The sequence below is a fragment of the Pedobacter roseus genome (assembly GCF_014395225.1).
GTDB lineage: Bacteria > Bacteroidota > Bacteroidia > Sphingobacteriales > Sphingobacteriaceae > Pedobacter > Pedobacter roseus.
Genome location: NZ_CP060723.1, coordinates 1,832,922 through 1,858,765, shown reverse-complemented (window position 1 = coordinate 1,858,765; position 25,844 = coordinate 1,832,922). Strand labels below are relative to the sequence as shown.

Annotated in this window: 4 protein-coding genes and 1 pseudogene; all 5 read right to left on the bottom strand. The window is 45.6% G+C overall.

Going from position 1 to position 25,844, the window contains the following annotated elements; all coding sequences use genetic code 11:
- Window positions 1-16 precede the first annotated feature (16 nt).
- Complete coding sequence (locus tag H9L23_RS07670; protein ID WP_262892390.1) at window positions 17-12,100, bottom strand: non-ribosomal peptide synthetase; 12,084 nt, start codon at window positions 12,098-12,100, stop codon at window positions 17-19.
- A gap of 59 nt (window positions 12,101-12,159) precedes the next feature.
- Window positions 12,160-13,167: a condensation domain-containing protein gene (locus tag H9L23_RS27045; RefSeq protein WP_394355254.1), complete on the bottom strand. Its 1,008-nt coding sequence runs from the start codon at window positions 13,165-13,167 to the stop codon at window positions 12,160-12,162.
- A gap of 66 nt (window positions 13,168-13,233) precedes the next feature.
- A pseudogene (locus tag H9L23_RS27040) lies at window positions 13,234-16,439 on the bottom strand (amino acid adenylation domain-containing protein); the annotation flags it as partial.
- Complete coding sequence (locus H9L23_RS07655; RefSeq protein WP_187594400.1) at window positions 16,436-23,887, bottom strand: non-ribosomal peptide synthetase; 7,452 nt, start codon at window positions 23,885-23,887, stop codon at window positions 16,436-16,438. The gene H9L23_RS07655 and the pseudogene H9L23_RS27040, both read right to left, overlap by 4 nt.
- An 81-nt stretch (window positions 23,888-23,968) precedes the next feature.
- Complete coding sequence (locus H9L23_RS07650; protein WP_187594399.1) at window positions 23,969-25,819, bottom strand: non-ribosomal peptide synthetase; 1,851 nt, start codon at window positions 25,817-25,819, stop codon at window positions 23,969-23,971.
- Window positions 25,820-25,844: the final 25 nt, after the last annotated feature.

Genomic DNA, 25,844 nt, shown 5'->3' with positions numbered 1-25,844 from the left:
TCCTGCTGAACCTCTTTCAGCAGATCCCGGAAGCACATCCCGCCACGGCACGGACCCTTACCGGGATCGTGTTGCTAAATAGCCCAACCATATCCTCAATCCCCTCTATATCTGCCGGACGGCCCGATACGACCGAACCGAAAACAACATCATCAGTATTGTTATAGCGGCCCAGCAGAAGACCCCAGGCTGCCTGAACAAAAGTATTCTCGGTTACCCCCAGCTCGATGCACAGCGAGCGGAGGCTGGAACGGATGTCCCCATCAATTGTAAGAACCTGCTCTTTTCTGGCACCACCATTACCTTTCTTTGATTTGGGCAATACCGACAAGGTATTATATCCATTCAGATAGTCCGTCCAGTATCCCAGGCTCTTTTTCTCATCGACAGCACCTAGCCATTCTATATATCTTGAGTAAAGGTGGGGACGCCCCAGTTCGGTAGGCATACCTTCCAGTGAATTATAATAAAATCCAAAAAATTCCTTGATCAGTATGCCCACGCACCAGCCGTCCATCAATATGTGGTGGTGGCTCCAGACAAACTCATACCGGCCATCCCCAAGAAAAACAACACTCAGGCGCATCTGTGAGCCCTGATGCAGGTCAAAGCCAAGGGAACGGTCCCCCTCCTTGAAATCCGAAATAGAGAAATGGGGATCCCCGGAAGCATCAATATAACTGAATCCCCCCGAAAACGACCTGGCCACAACCTGAAGCAGGCGGTCTCCATAATCCTGCGTAAAGAAAGTACGAAGAACAGCATGACGGGATACAAGGGAACGATAGCTAGATTCGATCTTATCCACATCAAGAAGCCCTTCAACCCGATAGCTCATCTGTTCAAAATAAACCTCAGAAGTAGGCGAAGAGGCCCAGTGATAATATAGCCCCTGTTGAAGGGGGCTCAAAGGATACACATCCTCCAGACCGACAGAACTGTCCAGCTTCAGTACATCCTCTATCTCAAGCCCCTTAAAGGTAAGGTCCACAGGGGTCGGATGATGGCCGGTTTCAGATGATAAGATCCCGATAAGGCTGTTCAGACGTGACCGGTAGGCAGAGAGGAGCCCCTGAATTGTTTCCTCATGGAACTGCTCCCTACTGTAATTAATCGAAAGGTTCATACGGCCATCCACCATAAGACCAGAAACAGAAAGTACAGAATCCCGTTCCCGGTGACCGGAAACAGGGCTGCCATGGTAATCCCCGGAAAAACGGAAAAGAGAACTGCCCTGCCCATTGTCCAGCCCAGAGCCAAAGTCCCCAAGGTAATTGAAGCTTATCCCGGGAGATAGACGGTAGTCACATCCGCACAGATAACGGAGGATGCCGTAACCGATGCCCTTATTGGGAACCCGGTGAAGGCTCTCCTTCACCTCGATAAGCTGACGGACTGTATCTGTACGGTAACCCATATCGAAAACAACAGGGTACATCGTGGTAAACCAGCCCACCGTGCGGCTAATATCCGTATCCCCCCCTATATCTTCACGGCCATGACCCTCAAGCTTAACCATAACACGGTCAAGTCCAAAAACATCTGTCAGCCCAAGGCTCAGCGCAGTGAGCAAAATATCATTTATATCGGTACGGTATGAACTATAACACTCCGTAAGCAGGCGCGAAGTCTCCTCCAAACCAAGGGTAAAGGAGCAGGAAGCCCCATCGGAAACAAGATTGCTGCCCCCGGGCTTGTCCATTGGAAGCAGATCCGCACCGGCATCCTCTAACGAAGACCAGTAGGCAGACTCCCCGGACAAGCGCGGACTGAGAGAATAATCCATCTGGACCGATTGCCAATAACCAAAGGAATCAGTTTTAGCTGGAAGGACCAACGCATTGCCCGAGCTGTACTGGCTATAAAGAACCGAAAGATCCTCAAAGAGAATACGCCAGGAAACACCGTCCACAACCAGGTGATGTACCACCAGAAGAAGGCGATCGGAACCGTCGCCCTGAAAAAGACAGGCTTTCAGTAGAGGTCCCGTACCAAGATCTATACCAGACTGAACAGACTCACAGGCTGAAACAAAGGATGCCCCGGGCTCATATGGCAGTATATCCAATGAAAAGCCCTGCTCACTGCCAAGATTCTCCTGAACCCAGCCATGCTCATCCTGAAAGTATACCATACGGAGGCTGTCATGGTGAAGAACAAGGTGCCCAAGGCATGCGCGGAGACCTTCGGGCGAAATAGGCTCACTGCTGCTCAAAAGAACAGACTGGTTATAATGGTGCTTATCCCCAGAGCTGCCTCCAAGGAAATAATGCTGGATAGGGCTCAAGGGAATAACCCCCTGGAAAACCCCCTGGTCTACAGAACGGCTGACAGACCGAACATACAGAGATAGTTCCTCTATGACAGGATAGAGCAAAACATCCTGGATCGTCAGCGAATAACCCTGTTGTTTCAATCGGGAAACCACCTGGATGGATTTTATCGAATCCCCTCCTAAAGCAAAAAAGTCTTCGCGTATGCCAATACCTGCTTTTTTGAGCACGTCCTGATAAACAGAAACCAGTGCACGCTCCGTCTCTGTGCGCGGAGCAACATACTCCCTCCCGCTGCCAAGCTCAAGCCCCTCTGGATCCGGAAGGGAACGGCGGTCCACCTTACCGTTTGGCGTCAGCGGAAGAGAGGCAAGACCCACATAATGGCCGGGAACCATGTACTGGGGAAGGATGCCCCCAAGGTAGCCCCGCAGGACCGATACGTCAAGGCCTTCCGAACCCACCACATAAGCGATAAGGTCCTTATCCCCCGAACTGTTCTCACGTGCAACCACAACACACGAATCAACATCCGCATGACCCTGGAGAACACTCTCGATCTCACCAAGCTCGATCCGGTAACCACGGACCTTCACCTGGTCATCAGCACGCCCAAGGAACTCAATGTTACCGTCAGGCAGCCAGCGCCCGATGTCACCCGTAAGGTACATCAGCTCCCCAGCCAGATAAGGGTTCGGAACAAAACGCTCCGCAGTCAGCTCGGGACGGTTAAGGTAGCCCCGCGCTAGCCCCGCACCGGAAACACAGATCTCACCCGGAATGCCGATACCGCAAAGATGGCCCGAAACGTCAAGTATATAAACACGGCTGTTTGAAATAGGACGCCCGATAGGAATCGATGAAACATCTGGATCAACCTTTTCCACTTCATTCACGATGACACCCACGGTTGACTCCGTAGGACCGTATTCATTATAGATACGCATCAAAGAACCGCCAAGTTCTTTCAGTGTTTTTATATGAAAGGATAATACCTGCTCACCGCCAATAATTACGCGGGACACAGTTGATGAACTGAGACTGAGATGCGCTAATACATGGATATGCGAAGGCGTCAGCTTAATACAGTTAACAAAACTATCATCACTAAAAACAGAAGAAAAAATATCCGTAAGTTCTTCATACGAACCATACACAGTTAATATCCCACCCTGCGTTAAAGAACAAAAAATACTCGTTATGGTAAGGTCAAAGGACAGAGAGGTATAAAAACCGAAATTCACCGACTCAAGGCCCTCGAAATAATAACCGTTACTCCAATGAACATAATTGAAAAGACTCGACATCGTGACTGAACAGCCTTTGGCCATACCCGTCGAACCCGAAGTGTAGATCACATACGCAAGGTCATCAGCCCCAGAAACTCCTACAGGGTTCTCTGCCGAGGTATCCAGACCTGACAGCTGGATATCGACAGCGAAAAGTTCGCCCGGAAAAGACTCCAGACCAAAGACATATTCGGTCTGCGTGAGAAGGATTCCGCATCCACTGTCCCTTAGCATGTAATCAATCCGATCCCGGGGATAGTCAGGGTCGATGGGAACATAGGCCCCTCCAGATTTAAGAACACCCAGAATAGAAACGATCAGCAAATCACTGCGGTCCTGAAGGATCCCCACAAGATCGCCCGCACCGATGCCATGGACCTCCCGGAGATAATGGGCAAGACGGTTGGAAAGCATGTTCAGTTCGCTGTAGCTCAGACGCACTGAACCAAAAACTACTGCTGTATGCTCGGGGCAGAGCAGAACCTGCTCCTCGAAAAGATCAACTATACTGCGGTCCCGCGGATAGTCTGAACCTGTCGAATTGAAATCCCCCAATAACAGCGAACGCTCCACAGTACCAAGGTAATCAATATCCCCAACGGGAGCATCCGGACTGGACAACAGGCCGGAAAGGAGATGCTCAAAATGGCCAGACATACGCAACATCGCCGGCTCATCATAAATGTCACTGTTGTATTCAATGGATAAACCAAGCCCTTGAACAGATAAGCTAAAATAAAAAGTTATATCATACTTACTGATACCGCGCTCTATATTTTTATATGGCTCGACATTTAGACTATTGTAACTCAATTCTTTTATTGAACCCCGCTCTCTTAGGTCATGAAAATCCACCAGTATATTGAACAGGGGGCTCCTGCTCATGTCACGCTGCAGGTGAAGTTCTTCCAGCAGCTCATCGAACGGATAGGCCTGGTGCTCATAGGCCCCAAGGCTTACCCCACGGACATGGTCAACCAGTTCAAGAAAACTATCCGAACCCGAAAAACGGCTCCGTAGTGCTACCGTATTCACATAGAAACCGATCTGGTCCTCAAGGTCAGAATGCTCACGACCGGCCATAGGCGTACCTATGATCAGATCGCTCTGGCCGCTGTAGCGGTATAGCAGAACATTAACGCACGCCAGTAGGCCCATGAAAAGCGTAGCGCCCCGTTCCTGGCTCAAAGATCTCAGGCCACTGCTCAGATCTGAGCCGAGCATACGGTGTACAACACCACCATTGTATGTCTTTACCGATGGGCGGGCTCGGCCGCCTAAGAGCTCAAGAACTGGAAGCTTACCCGACAGATGGTCCAGCCAGTAGGAACGGTGTTCCTCATAACGGGAACCCGACAACTCGGCCTGCTGCCAGGCGGCGTAATCCCGGTACTGGATACGCAAGGGAGGCAAAGCGTTCTCTTCACCAAGAACATAACTGTTGTAGAGAGAAAGAAGCTCACGGATAAGTATACCCATGCTCCAGCCATCGCTTATGATATGGTGCATCACATAGGTGAAGACCCAGCGGTCCTGCGATACACGGTAAAGACCAGCCCGGAAAAGAGGGCCTGACGAAAGATCAAAGGGACGAACAAAATCGGACTCGACAACCGAATCGACAAAAGAAGCATCTTTTCCCTGAAGGTCCCGCTGCTCAAGAAAGAAACCGCTCTCAGACGAAGTAAGAACAACCTGACGGACAACACCCTCACCATCCTCCCGGAAAACCGTACGCAGGATCTCATGCCGCTCCTGCAGCTGTGAAAAACTGTGAAAAAGACCATCCGCGTTCACCGAACCGCTGAAAACATAAACACCGGGCATATTGTATGCCACATTCGCCTCAGGAAACTGGCTCAATATCCATAATCGGCGCTGGGACGATGACAAAGCATAAGAACCAGATCCGGGAACAGCGGAAATGAAAGAAAAAGAATCCTTTTGGGCCTGCTCAATTAGCATCGACTGCTCTTCAAGCAGCGGATGTTCAAAAAAATCTTTCAGGGCAAGCCGTATGTCCATTTTTTTGTGTATCTGTCCGCTAAGAAGGATAACTTTCAAACTATGCCCCCCAAGCTCGAAGAAGTTGTCTTTTACCCCAATCCCCTCCTTTCCAAGTACATCCTGCCAGATTGAAACCAGTGCACGCTCCGTCTCTGTGCGCGGAGCAACATACTCCCTCCCGCTGCCAAGCTCAAGCCCATCTGGATCCGGAAGGGAACGGCGGTCCACCTTACCGTTTGGCGTCAGCGGAAGAGAGGCAAGACCCACATAATGGCCGGGAACCATGTACTGGGGAAGGATGCCCCCAAGGTAGCCCCGCAGGACCGATACGTCAAGACCTTCCGAACCCACCACATAAGCGATAAGGTCCTTGTCCCCCGAACTGTTCTCACGTGCAACCACAACACACGAATCAACATCCGCATGACCCTGGAGAACACTCTCGATCTCCCCAAGCTCGATCCGGTAACCACGGACCTTCACCTGGTCATCAGCACGCCCAAGGAACTCAATGTTACCGTCAGGCAGCCAGCGCCCGATGTCACCCGTAAGGTACATCAGCTCCCCAGCCAGATAAGGGTTCGGAACAAAACGTTCCGCAGTCAGCTCGGGACGGTTAAGGTAGCCCCGCGCTAGCCCCGCACCGGAAACACATATCTCACCCGGAATGCCGATACCGCAAAGATGGCCCGAAACGTCAAGTATATAAACACGGCTGTTTGAAATAGGACGCCCGATAGGAATCGATGAAACATCTGGATCAACCTTTTCCACTTCATTCACGATGACACCCACGGTTGACTCCGTAGGACCGTAATGATTCATTATCCTAATCCGATTACTCTGAGTCATTATTTTCACGACATCATTAATATCGATCTTTTCACCTCCTATTACCAGTAACTTCAAATTTTGGGCATTTGCAATAATTTTGAAGCTTTCTTCCTTAGAGAGTAAAACTTTTAAAAGAGAGGGTATGATTTTTAGAAAGCCTATATTATTTCCAGCGATATAGTTAGACAGATCAATAGGATTATAGAGCAGGTCTTTTGCTATCACATGAACACTATTTCCAGATAATAAAGCTCCAAAAAGAGCAGTTTTTACTCCGTCAAAATTAATATCAGCTAATAATACCGTATTATAATTATTGTTTTTATTTCTAATAAACCACCAAATATAATTAACTATATTTCTATGTTCTATCATTACACCTTTTGGATTTCCCGTTGAACCCGAAGTGTAGATCACATAGGCAAGGTCATCAGCCCCAGAAACTCCTACAGGGTTCTCTGCACGGTAATCTTCAGAACAGGAAACAAAACGGCTGATCTCATCCGAATCCAGAACAGCACGGCATCCACTGTCCTTTAGCATGTAATCAATCCGATCCCGGGGATAGTCAGGGTCGATGGGAACATAGGCCCCTCCAGATTTAAGAACACCCAGAATAGAAACGATCAGCAAATCACTGCGGTCCTGAAGGATCCCCACAAGATCGCCCGCACCGATGCCATGGACCTCCCGGAGATAATGGGCAAGACGGTTGGAAAGCATGTTCAGTTCGCTGTAGCTCAGACGCACTGAACCAAAAACTACTGCTGTATGCTCGGGGCAGAGCAGAACCTGCTCCTCGAAAAGATCAACTATACTGCGGTCCCGCGGATAGTCTGAACCTGTCGAATTGAAATCCCCCAATAACAGCGAACGCTCCACAGTACCAAGGTAATCAATATCCCCAACGGGAGCATCCGGACTGGACAAGACTGAAGTTATTAAGGTTAGCAGATGTACTTTGAGACGTTCAATCATAGCGTCTTCATAGATACTGTCGTTATATGCCAGCTTGACAACCAGATTGTCCCCGGGGATTATAATAACATTAAGATCAAAACTATTTTCGTTATAAATGCTGGATTGATCAATACAAAGGTCATTCTCAGCATTATCTTGTCCCTGGGAAATAATTTCCTGTACGGGGTAGTTTTCGAATACCAGTATATGGTCGAAAAGAGCTCCCCCAACCCCAGACAAAGACTGGATTTCTGCCAGTTGAACATAATGGTGTTCCATCCCGGAAATCGCCTCCTGCTGAACCTCTTTCAGCAGATCCCGGAAGCACATCCCGCCACGGGCACGGACCCTTACCGGGATCGTGTTGCTAAATAGCCCAACCATATCCTCAATCCCCTCTATATCTGCCGGACGGCCCGATACGACCGAACCGAAAACAACATCATCAGTATTGTTATAGCGGCCCAGCAGAAGACCCCAGGCTGCCTGAACAAAAGTATTCTCGGTTACCCCCAGCTCGATGCACAGCGAGCGGAGGCTGGAACGGATGTCCCCATCAATTGTAAGAACCTGCTCTTTTCTGGCACCACCATTACCTTTCTTTGATTTGGGCAATACCGACAAGGTATTATATCCATTCAGATAGTCCGTCCAGTATCCCAGGCTCTTTTTCTCATCGACAGCACCTAGCCATTCTATATATCTTGAGTAAAGGTGGGGACGCCCCAGTTCGGTAGGCATACCTTCCAGTGAATTATAATAAAATCCAAAAAATTCCTTGATCAGTATGCCCACGCACCAGCCGTCCATCAATATGTGGTGGTGGCTCCAGACAAACTCATACCGGCCATCCCCAAGAAAAACAACACTCAGGCGCATCTGTGAGCCCTGATGCAGGTCAAAGCCAAGGGAACGGTCCCCCTCCTTGAAATCCGAAATAGAGAAATGGGGATCCCCGGAAGCATCAATATAACTGAATCCCCCCGAAAACGACCTGGCCACAACCTGAAGCAGGCGGTCTCCATAATCCTGCGTAAAGAAAGTACGAAGAACAGCATGACGGGATACAAGGGAACGATAGCTAGATTCGATCTTATCCACATCAAGAAGCCCTTCAACCCGATAGCTCATCTGTTCAAAATAAACCTCAGAAGTAGGCGAAGAGGCCCAGTGATAATATAGCCCCTGTTGAAGGGGGCTCAAAGGATACACATCCTCCAGACCGACAGAACTGTCCAGCTTCAGTACATCCTCTATCTCAAGCCCCTTAAAGGTAAGGTCCACAGGGGTCGGATGATGGCCGGTTTCAGATGATAAGATCCCGATAAGGCTGTTCAGACGTGACCGGTAGGCAGAGAGGAGCCCCTGAATTGTTTCCTCATGGAACTGCTCCCTACTGTAATTAATCGAAAGGTTCATACGGCCATCCACCATAAGACCAGAAACAGAAAGTACAGAATCCCGTTCCCGGTGACCGGAAACAGGGCTGCCATGGTAATCCCCGGAAAAACGGAAAAGAGAACTGCCCTGCCCATTGTCCAGCCCAGAGCCAAAGTCCCCAAGGTAATTGAAGCTTATCCCGGGAGATAGACGGTAGTCACATCCGCACAGATAACGGAGGATGCCGTAACCGATGCCCTTATTGGGAACCCGGTGAAGGCTCTCCTTCACCTCGATAAGCTGACGGACTGTATCTGTACGGTAACCCATATCGAAAACAACAGGGTACATCGTGGTAAACCAGCCCACCGTGCGGCTAATATCCGTATCCCCCCCTATATCTTCACGGCCATGACCCTCAAGCTTAACCATAACACGGTCAAGTCCAAAAACATCTGTCAGCCCAAGGCTCAGCGCAGTGAGCAAAATATCATTTATATCGGTACGGTATGAACTATAACACTCCGTAAGCAGGCGCGAAGTCTCCTCCAAACCAAGGGTAAAGGAGCAGGAAGCCCCATCGGAAACAAGATTGCTGCCCCCGGGCTTGTCCATTGGAAGCAGATCCGCACCGGCATCCTCTAACGAAGACCAGTAGGCAGACTCCCCGGACAAGCGCGGACTGAGAGAATAATCCATCTGGACCGATTGCCAATAACCAAAGGAATCAGTTTTAGCTGGAAGGACCAACGCATTGCCCGAGCTGTACTGGCTATAAAGAACCGAAAGATCCTCAAAGAGAATACGCCAGGAAACACCGTCCACAACCAGGTGATGTACCACCAGAAGAAGGCGATCGGAACCGTCGCCCTGAAAAAGACAGGCTTTCAGTAGAGGTCCCGTACCAAGATCTATACCAGACTGAACAGACTCACAGGCTGAAACAAAGGATGCCCCGGGCTCATATGGCAGTATATCCAATGAAAAGCCCTGCTCACTGCCAAGATTCTCCTGAACCCAGCCATGCTCATCCTGAAAGTATACCATACGGAGGCTGTCATGGTGAAGAACAAGGTGCCCAAGGCATGCGCGGAGACCTTCGGGCGAAATAGGCTCACTGCTGCTCAAAAGAACAGACTGGTTATAATGGTGCTTATCCCCAGAGCTGCCTCCAAGGAAATAATGCTGGATAGGGCTCAAGGGAATAACCCCCTGGAAAACCCCCTGGTCTACAGAACGGCTGACAGACCGAACATACAGAGATAGTTCCTCTATGACAGGATAGAGCAAAACATCCTGGATCGTCAGCGAATAACCCTGTTGTTTCAATCGGGAAACCACCTGGATGGATTTTATCGAATCCCCTCCTAAAGCAAAAAAGTCTTCGCGTATGCCAATACCTGCTTTTTTGAGCACGTCCTGATAAACAGAAACCAGTGCACGCTCCGTCTCTGTGCGCGGAGCAACATACTCCCTCCCGCTGCCAAGCTCAAGCCCCTCTGGATCCGGAAGGGAACGGCGGTCCACCTTACCGTTTGGCGTCAGCGGAAGAGAGGCAAGACCCACATAATGGCCGGGAACCATGTACTGGGGAAGGATGCCCCCAAGGTAGCCCCGCAGGACCGATACGTCAAGGCCTTCCGAACCCACCACATAAGCGATAAGGTCCTTATCCCCCGAACTGTTCTCACGTGCAACCACAACACACGAATCAACATCCGCATGACCCTGGAGAACACTCTCGATCTCACCAAGCTCGATCCGGTAACCACGGACCTTCACCTGGTCATCAGCACGCCCAAGGAACTCAATGTTACCGTCAGGCAGCCAGCGCCCGATGTCACCCGTAAGGTACATCAGCTCCCCAGCCAGATAAGGGTTCGGAACAAAACGCTCCGCAGTCAGCTCGGGACGGTTAAGGTAGCCCCGCGCTAGCCCCGCACCGGAAACACAGATCTCACCCGGAATGCCGATACCGCAAAGATGGCCCGAAACGTCAAGTATATAAACACGGCTGTTTGAAATAGGACGCCCGATAGGAATCGATGAAACATCTGGATCAACCTTTTCTATTAGAAACCACGTAGAAAGAGTTGTATTTTCTGCCGGCCCATAAAGGTGTGTTAGCTTAATTTGTTTATTTTGAATCTTAAACTTTTTTACGTGGTTCACAGAAACCTTTTCGCCACCAAAAAATATATTTTTGACATCTGTATCTTCAAGAATTAAATTCTCAGCAAGCACATTAAATAAAGCAGTCGTAACTAAAAATTGGCTTACATTATTGGCTTTAATTACACTTTTTAAGTTATCTAAATCAGTTAAAACATTACTTGGAGTTATGACGATTGATGCACCATTTAAAATAGCTGTAAAAATATCAAACGCAAAACCATCGAAGGAAAAATTCGATAAACTTAAAATAACATCATCTTTTTCAATTAAAATATAATTTGTTTGTCTTATTAAACGCACAACACCCTTTTGTTCAATCATTACACCTTTTGGGGTTCCGGTCGAACCCGAAGTGTAGATCACATACGCAAGGTCATCAGCCCCAGAAACTCCTACAGGGTTCTCTGCCGAGGTATCCAGACCTGATAGCTGGATATCGACAGCGAAAAGTTCGCCCGGAAAAGATTCCAGACCAAAGACATATTCGGTCTGCGTGAGAAGGATTCCGCATCCACTGTCCTTTAGCATGTAATCAATCCGCTCCCGGGGATAGTCAGGGTCGATGGGAACATAGGCCCCTCCAGATTTAAGAACACCCAGAATAGAAACGATCAGCAAATCACTGCGGTCCTGAAGGATCCCCACAAGATCGCCCGCACCGATGCCATGGACCTCCCGGAGATAATGGGCAAGACGGTTGGAAAGCATGTTCAGTTCGCTGTAGCTCAGACGCACTGAACCAAAAACTACTGCTGTATGCTCGGGGCAGAGCAGAACCTGCTCCTCGAAAAGATCAACTATACTGCGGTCCCGCGGATAGTCTGAACCTGTCGAATTGAAATCCCCCAATAACAGCGAACGCTCCACAGTACCAAGGTAATCAATATCCCCAACGGGAGCATCCGGACTGGACAACAGGCCGGAAAGGAGATGCTCAAAATGGCCAGACATACGCAACATCGCCGGCTCATCATAAATGTCACTGTTGTATTCAAGATTAAAAGCAAGGTGATGTCCTACCCAGTAAAATTTGAAGGTCAAGTCAAATTTACTAATCTGATATTGCTTAGTATTATGGTTGGAAATGGAAATTCCTTGTATATTTTTAGAGGTTTCGCTTTCTTCATTTTGCAAAACTACCATAATATCAAACAGGGGGCTCCTGCTCATGTCACGCTGCAGGTGAAGTTCTTCCAGCAGCTCATCGAACGGATAGGCCTGGTGCTCATAGGCCCCAAGGCTTACCCACGGACATGGTCAACCAGTTCAAGAAAACTATCCGAACCCGAAAAACGGCTCCGTAGTGCTACCGTATTCACATAGAAACCGATCTGGTCCTCAAGGTCAGAATGCTCACGACCGGCCATAGGCGTACCTATGATCAGATCGCTCTGGCCGCTGTAGCGGTATAGCAGAACATTAACGCACGCCAGTAGGCCCATGAAAAGCGTAGCGCCCCGTTCCTGGCTCAAAGATCTCAGGCCACTGCTCAGATCTGAACCGAGCATACGGTGTACAACACCACCATTGTATGTCTTTACCGATGGGCGGGCTCGGCCACCTAAGAGCTCAAGAACAGGAAGCTCACCCGACAGATGGTCCAGCCAGTAGGAACGGTGTTCCTCATAACGGGAACCCGACAACTCGGCCTGCTGCCAGGCGGCGTAATCCCGGTACTGGATACGCAAGGGAGGCAAAGCGTTCTCTTCACCAAGAACATAACTGTTGTAGAGAGAAAGAAGCTCACGGATAAGTATACCCATGCTCCAGCCATCGCTTATGATATGGTGCATCACATAGGTGAAGACCCAGCGGTCCTGCGATACACGGTAAAGACCAGCCCGGAAAAGAGGGCCTGACGAAAGATCAAAGGGACGAACAAAATCGGACTCGACAACCGAATCGACAAAAGAAGCATCTTTTCCCTGAAGGTCCCGCTGCTCAAGAAAGAAACCGCTCTCAGACGAAGTAAGAACAACCTGACGGACAACACCCTCACCATCCTCCCGGAAAACCGTACGCAGGATCTCATGCCGCTCCTGCAGCTGTGAAAAACTGTGAAAAAGACCATCCGCGTTCACCGAACCGCTGAAAACATAAACACCGGGCATATTGTATGCCACATTCGCCTCAGGAAACTGGCTCAATATCCATAATCGGCGCTGGGACGATGACAAAGCATAAGAACCAGATCCGGGAACAGCGGAAATGAAAGAAAAAGAATCCTTTTGGGCCTGCTCAATTAGCATCGACTGCTCTTCAAGCAGCGGATGTTCAAAAAAATCTTTCAGGGCAAGCCGTATGTCCATTTTTTTGTGTATCTGTCCGCTAAGAAGGATAACTTTCAAACTATGCCCCCCAAGCTCGAAGAAGTTGTCTTTTACCCCAATCCCCTCCTTTCCAAGTACATCCTGCCAGATCGAAACCAGTGCACGCTCCGTCTCTGTGCGCGGAGCAACATACTCCCTCCCGCTGCCAAGCTCAAGCCCCTCTGGATCCGGAAGGGAACGGCGGTCCACCTTACCGTTAGTCGTCAGCGGAAGAGAGGCAAGACCCACATAATGGCCGGGAACCATGTACTGGGGAAGGATGCCCCCAAGGTAGCCCCGCAGGACCGATACGTCAAGACCTTCCGAACCCACCACATAAGCGATAAGGTCCTTATCCCCCGAACTGTTCTCACGTGCAACCACAACACACGAATCAACATCCGCATGACCCTGGAGAACACTCTCGATCTCCCCAAGCTCGATCCGGTAACCACGGACCTTCACCTGGTCATCAGCACGCCCCAGGAACTCAATGTTACCGTCAGGCAGCCAGCGCCCGATGTCACCCGTAAGGTACATCAGCTCCCCAGCCAGATAAGGGTTCGGAACAAAACGCTCCGCAGTCAGCTCGGGACGGTTAAGGTAGCCCCGCGCTAGCCCCGCACCGGAAACACAGATCTCACCCGGAATGCCGATACCGCAAAGATGGCCCGAAACGTCAAGTATATAAACACGGCTGTTTGAAATAGGACGCCCGATAGGAATCGATGAAACATTACCGGATATCTCATAGGTCAACGAAAAAGTTGTATTTTCTGTAGGACCATAACCATTTATAAGCTTCAGATAAGGATATACTGAAACTAGCTTGTTAATATGTAAAACAGATAGCCTATCTCCTCCCGCAATCAGTGTTCTCAATCCCCTGAAGATTTCAATATCAGCATCAACCAATTGATTAAGCCACCCGGAAGTAAACCACATCGTGTTAATCCCATGAAGGCGCATTTCTTTTGAAAGCTCTACAGGATCTAATAAAACCGACTGCTTACACAACACCAATATACAACCATTTAACAGCATCCCCCAATACTCGAAAATTGTAGCGTCGAAGGAAATTGAACCTGTGGAAAGAAGTACCTCATCTCCCGAGAAATTTATGTAGTTCGTATTTTTTACTAAACGAACCACATTACTATGTTCGGTTAAAACCCCTTTGGCTAATCCAATAGAACCAGAGGTATACATTACATACGCAAGGTCATCAGCCCCAGAAACTCCTACAGGATTCTCTGCACGGTAATCTTCAGAACAGGAAACAAAACGGCTGATCTCATCCGAATCCAGAACAGCACGGCATCCACTGTCCTTTAGCATGTAATCAATCCGATCCCGGGATAGTCAGGGTCGATGGGAACATAGGCCCCTCCAGATTTAAGAACACCCAGAATAGAAACGATCAGCAAATCACTGCGGTCCTGAAGGATCCCCACAAGATCGCCCGCACCGATGCCATGGACCTCCCGGAGATAATGGGCAAGACGGTTGGAAAGCATGTTCAGTTCGCTGTAGCTCAGACGCACTGAACCAAAAACTACTGCTGTATGCTCGGGGCAGAGCAGAACCTGCTCCTCGAAAAGATCAACTATACTGCGGTCCCGCGGATAGTCTGAACCTGTCGAATTGAAATCCCCCAATAACAGCGAACGCTCCACAGTACCAAGGTAATCAATATCCCCAACGGGAGCATCCGGACTGGACAGCAGGCCGGAAAGGAGATGCTCAAAATGGCCAGTCATACGCAACATCGCCGGCTCATCATAAATGTCACTGTTGTATTCAAGATTAAAAGCAATGCCATCCGATAATTCTGAAAAACTAAATTGCAAATCAAACTTGCTGATGATGTTTTTTATTGGCTTATATGAATCTACTAAAAAACCATTAGGCTTTTCTCTAGTTTTCGAAACCTGTCCATCATTACTAAGAACCACCATAACATCAAACAGGGGACTTCTGCTCATGTCACGCTGCAGGTGAAGTTCTTCCAGCAGCTCATCGAACGGATAGGCCTGGTGCTCATAGGCCCCAAGGCTTACCCCACGGACATGGTCAACCAGTTCAAGAAAACTGTCCGAACCCGAAAAACGGCTCCGTAGTGCTACCGTATTCACATAGAAACCGATCTGGTCCTCAAGGTCAGAATGCTCACGACCGGCCATAGGCGTACCTATGATCAGATCGCTCTGGCCGCTGTAGCGGTATAGCAGAACATTAACGCACGCCAGTAGGCCCATGAAAAGCGTAGCGCCCCGTTCCTGGCTCAAAGATCTCAGGCCACTGCTCAGATCTGAACCGAGCATACGGTGTACAACACCACCATTGTATGTCTTTACCGATGGGCGGGCTCGGCCACCTAAGAGCTCAAGAACAGGAAGCTCACCCGACAGATGGTCCAGCCAGTAGGAACGGTGTTCCTCATAACGGGAACCCGACAACTCGGCCTGCTGCCAGGCGGCGTAATCCCGGTACTGGATACGCAAGGGAGGCAAAGCGTTCTCTTCACCAAGAACATAACTGTTGTAGAGAGAAAGAAGCTCACGGATAAGTATACCCATGCTCCAGCCATCGCTTATGATATGGTGCATCACATAGGTGAAGACCCAGCGGTCCTGCGATACACGGTAAAGACCAGCCCGGAAAAGAGGGCCTGACGAAAGATCAAAGGGACGAACAAAATCGGACTCAACAACCGAATCGACAAAAGAAGCATCTTTTCCCTGAAGGTCCCGCTGCTCAAGAAAGAAACCGCTCTCAGACGAAGTAAGAACGACCTGACGGACAACACCCTCACCATCCTCCCGGAAAACCGTACGCAGGATCTCATGCCGCTCCTGCAGCTGTGAAAAACTGTGAAAAAGACCATCCGCGTTCACCGAACCGCTGAAAACATAAACACCGGGCATATTGTATGCCACATTCGCCTCAGGAAACTGGCTCAATATCCATAATCGGCGCTGGGACGATGACAAAGCATAAGAACCAGTTTGAAAGTCAATCTTTGGAATTTTTGTATCAACTGTATGAGTTGAAAGATAATTGATTAGCTCTTCTCTGTATAGCAACACCTCTTTCCTGATCAGATCATCTACAGAATTCTCGTGTGTGTGAATTTTTAGCCGTCCACCTTCAAGAAAGATAGAAATGTTATTTTGGGCTAATTTTAAAATCAAGTCAATTGCGTTCTTCATATCTCAAAAGTATTTCCGTTAGTTAAATCAGACTGTGGTTTTGATAGCCATTGGTTAGCTTTTATAACTTCGCTAAGTTTTTCGATTGTAGGATTTGCGAAGATCTCTTTTACACTAATCTTAACACCAAACGCTCTATGTATAGAGGCAACAAGATTTGCAACTTTGAGACTATGCCCTCCTAAATCGAAAAAACTATTCAAAATCCCTATTTTGGGCACATCCAAGATATTTTGCCAAATGTCAATTAGTCTACTCTGTATTTCGTCACCTGGACCAATAAATTCAATAAGATCATTAGATAATGATATATTTAATAACAACGATCTTTTATCAACCTTTCCATTATGATTTAAAGGAATGCTTGAAACCGGAATAAAAAAATCCGGTTGCATATAATCAGGTAAAAATCTAGTCAAGGATTGATTAAGATATAAGTTAAAAGAACTGAGACTATACCACTCCTTTTTATCTTTACCGATTTGAATTTTCCTAGGAATATTGTCATTAAAAGACTGAGAAAAGGCAAAAATATTATATAGTTTAGTGTTCGTTAAATGTTTACTCTGTTCAACCAAGTAGCTGAAATTTTTCAAAGTCAAAATTTCCCGAATTATGTCGAGTCTTCCGTCAACATCATGAACTTCAATTACAATCTGATTGATTTTTTTCCAATCTTCTTCCGATATCCCATCTAAAACATCTAATTCAGCCATCTCTACATCAATTTTTAAAAGATCTATCTTCGTGATGTTATTTTGAAAAATAACATCTGAAAGACTTTTCAGTTGACATTCGCAAGCTTCAAAATAGAGTTTATCATCAATTAATTCTGCGATCTCTTCTTCATATCTAACACTCAAATCGTTACTATTTCTAAAGTATGTTTTTAGAGTGTTGGGAAGGTCTGCTTCATTAGAATATCTTCCAGAAAAAATACTTGCGTTTGGATAATAATTTAACGCAACTGTTTCACTTTTTCTCGAAATACCAAAATTGAAGACTCGAAAATCACCTCGATACAATTCAGTATTGAGTTTTAATATCTCAAATATTGCAGGGATTGGCTCAAATGCGAATATTTTTAAATTTGGAGCTTGTAGGTTAGCATAAATACTGAATAAACCAACATTTGCACCAATGTCTATTATTGTATTCCCCTCAGAAAGTACAATTCCATGTCTATTATAGATAGCATCAGTAAAAATCTCGTTATATAGGTAATGTAGTTCTGACTTATTAGTGGAATAAAAGGACATTTGATCTACCTCATACAAAATCGGGTTACTGAAAGTGGAGCGATTTTTAACAATTCTATTTAAGGTAAAACAACTATTGTTGTCAGTAACATAATATGCCGCGAGGGCATTAGTGCCATCTTTATCTTTTAGGGTCAAAACTTTGGCCTGCTCGATTTCACTTACATTTGACAGTGCATATTCAATTTCACCCAGTTCGATTCTATGACCCCGGACCTTTACCTGGTCATCAGTCCTTCCTAAAAACTCAATATTTCCATCACATAGCCATCTTCCTACGTCTCCCGTTTTATACATCTTTTGTGCTGGGAAGAAGGGATTGGTCACAAATACTTTAGAAGTCAGTTTTTCATTATTATGATATCCCCTAGATAAGCCAACACCACTTATGCAAATTTCACCAGGAACGCCGACCGGACATAACTGATTTCCTCCGTTTAGAATAAAGATTTGGGTATTCCATATTGGTTTTCCAATTAAAATCTTCAAGTCATCTCTACTTGTATCAAAAAATGTTACGTCAATTGCTGCTTCAGTTGGACCATACAAATTATAGATTGGTGTCATAATTTTGGAATACCATTTCTTTGTTGTTGACAATTTGAGTTCTTCTCCACTAGTGATAACTAAACGTAAACTTTCTAGGCTTCGAACCAGCTTATCATCATTAAATACTGAAAACATAAATGAATCCAAAGCGCTTGGCACAAAATGAATACACGAAATTCGATTTCTCTCCACTAGCTTCAACAGCCTCAAAGGAGATACTATGTCTTTCTTATTACAAACAACCATAGATGCTCCGAAACAAATTGGCATCAAAAGTTCCCAAACCGAAACATCGAATGTAAACGATGTTTTTTGCAAAAAAACATCATTGGAAGTAAAGTTATACTTCTGCCACATCCATTCTATTCTGTTTATGATGCTATTGTGCTGAAGCATGCAGCCTTTGGGACTACCGGTTGAACCTGAAGTATACATCAAGTAAATTAAATCTGTCGGTTGATTTACTCTAGGCAAATCATGATCTGTCCCTGTCTTATCTACAGCCTTAAATCTATTCAGAAAGGACCTGTCAATTATTAATTTGCAATTGGAATCGTCTTTAATAAAATCAATCCGTTCTCTTGGAAAATCAACATCTATTGGAACATAAGCGGCACCTGTTTTTATAACTGCTAAAATTGAAACAATAATCCATTCGCTTCTTTGTAGAGCTATCCCAATAAAATCTCCACGTTTTATTCGATAATTATCTATTAAAAAAAAGGCCAATTGATTCGATATGGTATCTAGCTTTCTATAGCTTAGTTTTTGGGTTCCAAAATGTACAGCAACATTCTCTGGATTTTGAATTACCTGCTGTTGAAAAAGTTCGATCAAAGTTCGTTCATTTGAATAAGGTGCCGCTGGTGGATTGAATCGATATAGTATTTCCTCCTGTTCAGTTGATGATAGATAATTTAAAGAACTGAAGCGTAAATCTGGAGTCAAAATCAGAGCGGATAGAATCGCGGAATATGTCTTACAAAATTTCTCTGAACTAAAATTGGATTTTAATTTTTTGTTTAGACTAACACCGATACCGAATTGCCCCCCAGTGACATTGACCGTAAAATCTAAATAAGTATTCGTTTTACCAAAACTGCCGATCTCCATTTTTGATAACATTTTTTCATTTTCTTTTTCTTCGTGTAGGATATCGTTATAGCTGTGGAAATCGACATAGTTAAAAATCACATCGAAGAATGGATTACCTGATTTCGATGGTTTGTCCTCACCCTTTGCAATTTCTAACAGGCTCAATCTTTCGTAGGCTTTTAGCTCAATTAATTTCTGGTTAATATCAGCCATAAAGGAAGAACAGGATTTGTCCTCATCAAATTTTACCCTGAAAGGAATTGTATTTAGAAAGCAACCTAAGATCTTGTCACTATCCTCACATGTTGGACGCGTATTGGTTACAACACCTGTGATTACTTCTTCTCCGTATTCCAGAACCTTTAACAGGTAAACAAACGCACTTAATGCAACTGATTTGACGCTAATCTTTGATTTTTGTGCAAAATCTGTTATTGCCGCAACAGTATCGCTGTCCACAGAGAATGAGTAGCGCTCCGTCTCCTCCTCACCCGCAAAGATGTCTAAGCGTGTATGCCCTTCCAATTCCTTTTTCCAGAAAGATTTTATAGAAACATTGCTCTTGTCTAGTTCATGTTGGAGTATAAAATCTCTATAACTTGTTTTTAGCTTGTCTGGCCTATAATCAGGTTCCTTTTCTAAACGTAAATATAAATTATTCAGTTCAGTCAAAAACATGGATTCACTCCATCCGTCTATTATCGCATGGTGGGACTGAAAAACAAACACTAACTCATTTTCACCTAAATTAAAAACATTCATCTGCCAAAGAGGAGCCCTTGATATATCGTTAAAACTGCCTATTTCCGCCTTCATAAACTCCTGTATAGCAATTTCCTGTTCTCCCCTTGAAATATCTGATATATTTTCATAGGTCAATGGGATTGATACTTTTTTATAGACGATTTGAATTTCAGTTTCGTAATCTGTAAGATTGAATCCGGTTCTCAAAATAGAATGTTTTTCAATAAGAAAGTCTAATGCGGAAGAGAAACGACCGATGTCAAAATCGCTGAAAATTTTTCTCTGAACCATTTGATCATGGTAAACGCTGGAGTCCCGATTTAAAACCGATCCATATGTCATTCCCTTCTCAATATCGCTCATTGGGTAGATATCTTCTATATTTTCCTTATCTAAAAAGTTATCTACAGAAAGAATTTTAAGCTTGAGCTCTTCAATCCAATTATCGATCTCCAGTAATCGCAGCCCATTATCTTCACGAATCATATGTCCCAGAGAAGACTGATTTAGTATACTCTCAATAGTTCCCCCTTTGTAAACTTCTGATATGCTCAGATCAATATGCATGGTATTACGAAACTCACTTATTATTCGCAGGATCTTTATAGAATCCCCCCCAAGTTCGAAAAAGTTGTCTTTTACCCCAATCCCCTCCTTTCCAAGTACATCCTGCCAGATCGAAACCAGTGCACGCTCCGTCTCTGTGCGCGGAGCAACATACTCCCTCCCGCTGCCAAGCTCAAGCCCCTCTGGATCCGGAAGGGAACGGCGGTCCACCTTACCGTTTGGCGTCAGCGGAAGAGAGGCAAGCCCCACATAATGGCCGGGAACCATGTACTGGGGAAGCATGCCCCCAAGGTAGCCCCGCAGGACCGATACGTCAAGGCCTTCCGAACCCACCACATAAGCGATAAGGTCCTTATCCCCCGAACTGTTCTCACGCGCAACCACAACACACGAATCAACATCCGCATGACCCTGGAGAACACTCTCGATCTCCCCAAGCTCGATCCGGTAACCACGGACCTTCACCTGGTCATCAGCACGCCCCAGGAACTCAATGTTACCGTCAGCCAGCCAGCGGCCGATGTCACCCGTAAGGTACATCAGCTCCCCAGCCAGATAAGGGTTCGGAACAAAACGCTCCGCAGTCAGCTCGGGACGGTTAAGGTAGCCCCGCGCTAGTCCTGCACCGGAAACACAGATCTCACCCGGAATGCCGATACCGCAAAGATGGCCCGAAACGTCAAGTATATAAACACGGCTGTTTGAAATAGGACGCCCGATAGGAATTAAGCGAACATTAGTGAGTTTATCTATAACTTTAAATACTGAAACACAAATACTACACTCAGTTGGGCCATAGGCATTGAAATAGTTTCCGTATTTCGAAAATTCTTTAGCATCTTGTAAATCTGCGGATTCACCAGCAGAAATTAATGTATCGAGAGTTTTGATTTTATCCAAATTAAGCAATCGAAGGTAAGATGGTGGAAGGGTTAGAATATCAATCACATTGACCTGAAGATAATCTTCAAATAATGACGGGTCCAATTTAGTGACCTCTTCGACAACAAAAAGGGTTCCACCCGATGTCAGTATAATAAATATCTCTGAAACAGAAGCATCAAACGACGATGAAGCGAACTGAATCCCCGAAGCTTTTGCCTTAATCTTAAATGTCTTTATTTGGCTTAAAATTGTATTTACAATAGCTCCATGTTCAATCATTACACCCTTTGGGATTCCCGTGGAACCCGAAGTGTAGATCACATACGCAAGGTCATCAGCCCCAGAAACTCCTACAGGGTTTTCTGCCGAGGTATCCAGACCAGATAGCTGGATATCGACAGCGAAAAGTTCGCCCGGAAAAGACTCCAGACCAAAGACATATTCGGTCTGCGTGAGAAGGATTCCGCATCCACTATCCTTTAGCATGTAATCAATCCGATCCCGGGGATAGTCAGGGTCGATGGGAACATAGGCCCCTCCAGATTTAAGAACACCCAGAATAGAAACGATCAGCAAATCACTGCGGTCCTGAAGGATCCCCACAAGATCGCCCGCACCGATGCCATGGACCTCCCGGAGATAATGGGCAAGACGGTTGGAAAGCATGTTCAGTTCGCTGTAGCTCAGACGCGCTGAACCATAAACTACTGCTGTATGCTCGGGGCAGAGCAGAACCTGCTCCTCGAAAAGATCAACTATACTGCGGTCCCGCGGATAGTCTGAACCTGTCGAATTGAAATCCCCCAATAACAGCGAACGCTCCACAGTACCAAGATAATCAATATCCCCAACGGGAGCATCTGGACTGGACAGCAGGCCGGAAAGGAGATGCTCAAAATGGCCGGACATACGCAACATCGCCGGCTCATCATAAATGTCACTGTTGTAGACAATACTTAATCCTAACTTCTCATTGTTATCGACAAAACTAAAAACAATATCAAACCGACTCGTTTTCAAGCTTACATCGTATTTTTCTACATTTAGCTCAGAAAGATTCCTGTTTTCTTCTTTGATTTCATTTAAGACAACCTGAACATCAAACAGGGGACTTCTGCTCATGTCACGCTGCAGGTGAAGTTCTTCCAGCAGCTCATCGAACGGATAGGCCTGGTGCTCATAGGCCCCAAGGCTTACCCCACGGACATGGTCAACCAGTTCAAGAAAACTGTCCGAACCCGAAAAACGGCTCCGTAGTGCTACCGTATTCACATAGAAACCGATCTGGTCCTCAAGGTCAGAATGCTCACGACCGGCCATAGGCGTACCTATGATCAGATCGCTCTGGCCGCTGTAGCGGTATAGCAGAACATTAACGCATGCCAGTAGGCCCATGAAAAGCGTAGCGCCCCGTTCCTGGCTCAAAGATCTCAGGCCACTGCTCAGATCTGAACCCAGCATACGGTGTACAACACCACCATTGTATGTCTTTACCGATGGGCGGGCTCGGCCGCCTAAGAGCTCAAGAACTGGAAGCTCACCCGACAGATGGTCCAGCCAGTAGGAACGGTGTTCCTCATAACGGGAACCCGACAATTCGGCCTGCTGCCAGGCGGCGTAATCCCGGTACTGGATACGCAAGGGAGGCAAAGCGTTCTCTTCACCAAGAACATAACTGTTGTAGAGAGAAAGAAGCTCACGGATAAGTATACCCATGCTCCAGCCATCGCTTATGATATGGTGCATCACATAGGTGAAGACCCAGCGGTCCTGCGATACACGGTAAAGACCAGCCCGGAAAAGAGGGCCTGACGAAAGATCAAAGGGACGAACAAAATCGGACTCAACAACCGAATCGACAAAAGAAGCATCTTTTCCCTGAAGGTCCCGCTGCTCAAGAAAGAAACCGCTCTCAGACGAAGTAAGAACGACCTGACGGACAACACCCTCACCATCCTCCCGGAAAACCGTACGCAGGATCTCATGCCGCTCCTGCAGCTGTGAAAAACTGTGAAAAAGACCATCCGCGTTCACCGAACCGCTGAAAATATAAACACCGGGCATATTGTATGCCACATTCGCCTCAGGAAACTGGCTCAATATCCATAATCGGCGCTGGGACGATGACAAAGCATAAGAATTAGTTTGAAAGTCAATCTTTGGAATTTTTGTATCAGAATATGTATACGTAGCTAACAAATACTGAATGATATTTTGTTTGTTATTCTTAATTTCGTTTATCAAAGATGCACTAGTTTTTCCTTTAGGAAATTTAACAATCAGTTCATCGTTTACTAATTTCAGCAAAACATTATGACTTTTTAGTTTAGTTAGAAGTTCTTTCACCATAGGAATAAAAATTTGATTAGAAATGTTGGGACATCAAGTTCTAGTATGATACCACTCGATAATAGAGTCTTTGAGGGCTTTTCAAAGTTTAATCTCGTCGTAACCATTTCCATGGTCGTCTATTTTTGATGTGTTTAGCCATAGATCTAAGCTAATAGCTTCCATTAAAGCACTAATAGTTGGTTCCATCAAGACTCCTTCAAATTTCAGGTTGATATTGAACCGTTTTCTAACGGCCATAATTAGTTTGGTAATTCTTATACTATCTCCCCCCAATTCAAAGAAGTCATCATTAATTCCTACAGAATCATGCTTCAAGATGCTTTGCCAAATTTCTACCATTGCCATTTCAAGCTCATTTCTGGCAGCTACATATTCTCTTCTCTTTCCTTTGGTTTTTTCGGGTTCAGGTAAATTCCTCTTATCTATCTTACCTGTTGGACCGATAGGTAATTTCTCTAAGAATACGTATTTATTTGGAACCATATAGCCCGGAAGATAACTCAGCAAATACTTCTTGATCTCATTGATATCAAAGAGTTCACTGGTTTCGATATATGCCACGAGTTCCCTTTCCTCAGAGTCCAATTCACTAACAGATACCACTGCCTCATTAATATTATTGAAGCCACGCAAAGCTATTTCAATTTCTTCTAATTCGACTCTGTATCCATTTATCTTTACCTGATCATCTTCCCTCCTCAAGTACTCTATATTTCCATTCGAATCCCATCGTCCTACATCACCACTTCGGTACATCATCCCCTTGCCAAAATAAATATCCTTGAGAAACCTTTCCTCAGTGAGGTCAGGCAGGCCGCGATAACCCTTTGCAACATGCATCCCACCAATATAAATTTCCCCCTCAACTCCAATTGGTGCTAAATTCATGTGTTTATCCAAAATATAAATGTTAGTGTTATCCACAGGTCTACCTATGCTTGCTTTTTCTGGGATCTCTTGGTTTGAAAAACTATAGGTAATACCAGTAACGACATGGGTTTCAGATGGACCGTATAAATTTTGAATCATGACATTTGGATTATTCAACAAAAAATCTCTGATTCCCCCAATAATAAAAAGTTGTTCCCCAGCACAAATAATCCTACTCAACTGATGGTTTAAAAATTCACCTAAAGATCTATCAAAAAAGGTTCTCAAAATAGCACAAGGAATAGAAACTATTGTGATGTTATTCTCTTTTATATATTTCCTCAAACCAAACATATCTGAACGCAGGTAATTACTTAATATATGAAGCTCGCTGCCGGTGCAGAGACTATAGAACACATCATAAATAGACATGTCGAAATTGAAGGAAGAAAACTGCAAATATTTATCAGGTCCATTAGAACTATTGTCTGATATAGCCCAATTAATTAGATTGAAGAGTGTAAGATGGCTCTGTTCTATCCCTTTTGGCTGACCTGTTGAACCCGATGTATGGATTATATATGATGATTGATTAGCGGTAATCACAGTTTTCAAATCCTTTGAATTCTCATTTTGTAAAAATTCATAAGTTGGAAATAAAACAATGTTGGGACAAATATGTGAAAAATCGCTATTTGATGAATCCCTTAGAAGAAAGGTAATTCCACTCTTCTTTATTATCTGTTCTATTCGGATGGAAGGATACGAATCATCAATAGGAACGTAAATACATCCTAGCCTCAATACTGAAAGCATACACAAAACACTCCATAATGAGCGCTCAAGAAGTACTCCGATACATTCACCTTCTGTTACACCTGAAGACAGAATATAGTTACATAATTGGTTACTTTTTACATTTAGCTCTGCATAAGTTAAACGCTCCTCTTCAAAAACTATCGCAACAGAGGAAGGATTAAGCCAAACTTGCTTATCGAAAAGATCCAAAACAGTCATCTTCCCATCATAAGGAATGTAAGGCGGGTTGAACTGATACAATAATTTTTCCCGTTCAGTTGACGAT